Origin of the sequence: Okeania sp. SIO2F4, assembly GCF_010672385.1 — a bacterium.
In the GTDB taxonomy this organism is placed as follows: domain Bacteria; phylum Cyanobacteriota; class Cyanobacteriia; order Cyanobacteriales; family Microcoleaceae; genus Trichodesmium.
This window is the reverse complement of record NZ_JAAHGT010000125.1, coordinates 1-3,697: the sequence shown is the minus strand read 5'-3', so window position 1 is coordinate 3,697 and position 3,697 is coordinate 1. Positions and strand designations below refer to the sequence as shown.

General features: G+C 31.2%; 4 protein-coding genes. 3 read left to right on the top strand and 1 reads right to left on the bottom strand.

Annotated features, from left to right (window positions below; translation table 11 throughout):
• Window positions 1-432: 432 nt before the first annotated feature.
• Window positions 433-1,815 carry a helix-turn-helix domain-containing protein gene (locus F6K22_RS10640; protein ID WP_293096879.1) on the bottom strand — a complete coding sequence of 461 codons (1,383 nt, stop codon included), beginning with the start codon at window positions 1,813-1,815 and terminating at the stop codon, window positions 433-435.
• A gap of 297 nt (window positions 1,816-2,112) precedes the next feature.
• On the opposite strand from F6K22_RS10640, the gene F6K22_RS10635 reads away from it, so the two are divergent.
• From F6K22_RS10635 to F6K22_RS10625, 3 genes are all read left to right on the top strand, one after another.
• A complete protein-coding gene (locus tag F6K22_RS10635; protein ID WP_293096876.1) occupies window positions 2,113-2,730 on the top strand; it encodes a DUF6232 family protein in 618 nt (205 codons plus the stop codon).
• 71 nt (window positions 2,731-2,801) lie between these two features.
• Complete coding sequence (locus F6K22_RS10630) at window positions 2,802-3,188, top strand: hypothetical protein (protein ID WP_293096874.1); 387 nt, start codon at window positions 2,802-2,804, stop codon at window positions 3,186-3,188.
• A 71-nt stretch (window positions 3,189-3,259) separates the two neighbouring features.
• Window positions 3,260-3,448 carry a hypothetical protein gene (locus F6K22_RS10625; RefSeq protein ID WP_293096870.1) on the top strand — a complete coding sequence of 63 codons (189 nt, stop codon included), beginning with the start codon at window positions 3,260-3,262 and terminating at the stop codon, window positions 3,446-3,448.
• The last annotated feature ends 249 nt before the right edge of the window (window positions 3,449-3,697 follow it).

Below are 3,697 nucleotides of genomic sequence, written 5' to 3'. Positions count from 1 at the left end.
AAATTGGAAATATCAAAATTTTCATTTGTGGGAAAAAGTCAAAAGTAGTAATTCGGATTTAGTGGCAAAAGAAAATCATCAAAAACAACACTGCTCGAACGACTCGAACGACTCGCTCGACTCGCTCCATTTCAAATAATTCCCAATTCTCAGTCAGCTCAAATTGGAAATATCAAAATTTTCATTTGTGGGAAAAAGTCAAAAGTAGTAATTCGGATTTAGTGGCAAAAGAAAATCATCAAAAACAACACTGCTCAAGTAACTCGAACGACTCGAACGACTCGCTCGACTCGCTCCATTTCAAATAATTCCCAATTCTCAGTCAGCTCAAATTGGCATGATCAAATTTTTCATCAATCCCCGTTTTAAAGAACAAGGTTTAATTACTATCGCTCTTTAATAGTCTTTATTCTTTGTGGCAAACACCATAGTTTAGTTTTGCATCTGAAAATTTTTAATATATTCCTTAAATAAGGAAGATAGACTAAATAAAGTATTGTTAGTTTTTATTTGATTTAATAAATATCGTCTTTTCAGAGATTGCAATCCATTGATAATATCTATAAATGACAATGAACAGGATTTTTTTAAATCTTCTATTGAAACATTTTCATCGCATTGACTTATTTTTAAAACTATTTGTTTTTCTACGTCAGACATTCTCTGGTATGAGGTATCGAAAAGTAGTTTCATTTCTTCTGTAATAATTAAATTCCCTTCAGCTATCAACTGAGATACTAAGTATTGAAAAATATCTTTGATTAAAGTGCTTATGTATTGTAAATATAATGGATTCCCCAGATACATATTGTTTAAGTTTAACCAATATTCTATATCTTGGAGTTTATATTCTTGGATTATTTTTAGTCCGGCTGAATTATCTAAGCCTTCTAATTCTAAACATTGAATCGGATATAGTTCTCGGTCTAAGGCAGTCATTTCCTGAGCTTTTTCTTGACTAATTAATATTAAACAACTTTGATGCTCAGTTTGAGCGATCGCTTGGAAGAGGTTTTGATATTCTGTGTGTTGAGTTTGATATTGTCCGGCAAATTTTCCACTGACAAATATGTTGTGCACGTCGTCTAGAACTATCAAGCATTTTTGTCTAGATAATAAGTCAAAAAATTGGGTGAATTGTTCGTCTGAGATGAGAAGATTTTGATTTAGGATACTGATTTTTTTTAATAGGTCTGTCATTAGATAATTTATGGATTTGACAAGTTTTAAATTTCTCCAAATTACTACATCGAACTTTTGAATATTCAAGTCAATAAATCTTTTTACGAGGGTAGTTTTGCCAATGCCACTTAATCCTAATACTGGCATCAGACGAGTTTTTTGATGGAAAATATATTCGGATAAAATTTCTAATTCTTGAGTACGTCCGTAAAAATAAGCAGGATTAATTGTAGGGGCGATGCTTAAATCCTGAAAAGTTGTTTTAACTGTATCTTTGATTTGATAATCTTGAGGATATTTTTGATATTGATATAGAGTTTGTGACCCAAAATTATGATTAGTTCCTACACAAATATTTTGTCGTGACTTTGCCTCTGTTTGTAATCTTTCAATAGTAGAGCAAAAATTAGACTTATTAATATCTTCCCCTAAACTTTCCGAAAAAGTTTTCCATAACAGATAACCTACATCTCTAATTCGACTTTCACTACGATTACATTCTTCTGCAATATTTTCATAAGTTTTACCTTGCCAAACACCTTTAATAACAGTTTCTTGAATATCATCCAAATGTTTTCCTCTATGAGCAAAAACTAGGCGATCGGCAAATTGTAAAACTTCCGTAATAGTCATTTAGTGTAGTCCTGATAATAGTTTCAACCATTTTAGCTCATCTTCACAGGACCTTTCACGATATTTTCCTATATTCACTTGATTTTTATTTACAAAAATCGCGATTTAATCAGACAATTTACTATAGTCAAAACTACATTTAACTCTTAAATTGGGTTTTAGGGTATGATTAAAAATTGTCTGACTCAATATTATGAGTCGTTAATATTTTTAGTCTATCTAAACTAAGTTTTACAGCCACAAAAAAAGCTGACTACTAAGTGCCAGTACAAGAATAACTTTAAAGTCAAATTAAGGGTGAATGATAATTTACCAAAATATTATCCAGAACCGGAAGAAGTAGAAACACCAGTTTTAAAAGTTAGAGGAAAAACTTTGATTTATAACGATACTGTTTATCAAATCAACAATATCACCAGTATTCGTTCTATTGAACTTAAAACTACTGAAAAAAGAAGTAGAAGGTTTTCTACTTTACTATTTATAGGTGCTGGATTACTAATATTTATAGGTATTATATTACTTCAATCTCCAAACAAAAATTTCCAAATATTTGGCTTACTATTGATAATTATTGATATTTTACTCTTGTGTCATTATCGACCTAATAGAACTTCTCAAAAGTATGGTCTAGTTATTGAAGGAAATTCTGGGTATAAAAACATTATAGTTAGCTCAGATCCAGCCTGGATTAGGAAAGTAATTATTAATTTATGCGATGTTATGAATTCTGAACCAGGAAAAATAAGAAAAATAAACAAAAATTTCAATTTTAAGAACTGTTCTATTGAAGATAAATCTGTTCAAATTGAAGATAAATCTGTTCAAGTTGAAACCAGTATTGGTTCTAGTTTTGTATCAGGTAGTGTAGTAGGAGATGTTACTTCTTCTGATGTTGCTTCTTCTATTGACTAATATTTCCAATTGATCAAGTATCAAATTATTTTTAAATCAGCAAATTTTTCATAAATTAAAGTAGGTTAAATATGGAAGACAAATCTATAAAAGTTGGAACAAGTTATGGCTCCAATTTTGTCACAGGTAATGTTACAGGAAATCTTACTGCTTCAATCAATGAATTACCAGATTCTTCTGAACCAAATAAACCAGGAATTAAAGAATCTTTGACTCAACTTCAAGAAGCAATTGAAGCAGATTCAAATTTGACTCAAAAGTATAAAGAAAAAGCTTTAAAGCAATTACAAAATCTGGCAGAAGCAGGAAAAAATTCCCAGGTAAACCAACAAATAGCAGAACAAGCAATTATATTTTTAAAAGGCTTATTTACAGGGATACCTAAGACAGCAAAATTAATCGAGCAGTGGGAAAAATTATTACCAGCGATCGCTAGTTTCTTTGGATTTGAAAATTAGGATATACGAGCAAATATTCAGATGACGAAAAGACAATTAAATTGGTGATGAATTAAAACTTACTCCCGATTTTGACACATCAGAAAATTCAGAGAAAAAATTTACCATCTATAGGTTGGGTTGACAAAGGAAACCCAACAAAAATCGGAGCATATCTTAATCTTTTTCCTCTTCCTTTTACAGTATTTGTTGGGTGGCGCTGTCGCTTAACCCAACCTACTATATTCTCGACGAATTATCCATTATTAGTTATCCATTAAATGAAACGACTATTTCTCTCTAGGCAATAAAAGAGAAAAATTTCACCATCCGCCTCCGGGAGCTTCAGCAAATGAAACGACTATTTCTCTCTACGCAATAGAAGAGAAAAATTTCATCACCCACCTCCGGGAGCTTCAGCAAATGAAATTACTATTTCTCTCTACGCAATAGAAGGAAAAAAAATCATCACCCTAGCTCCGGGAGCTTCAGCAAATGAAATTACTATTTCTCTCTACCCAATAGAAGGA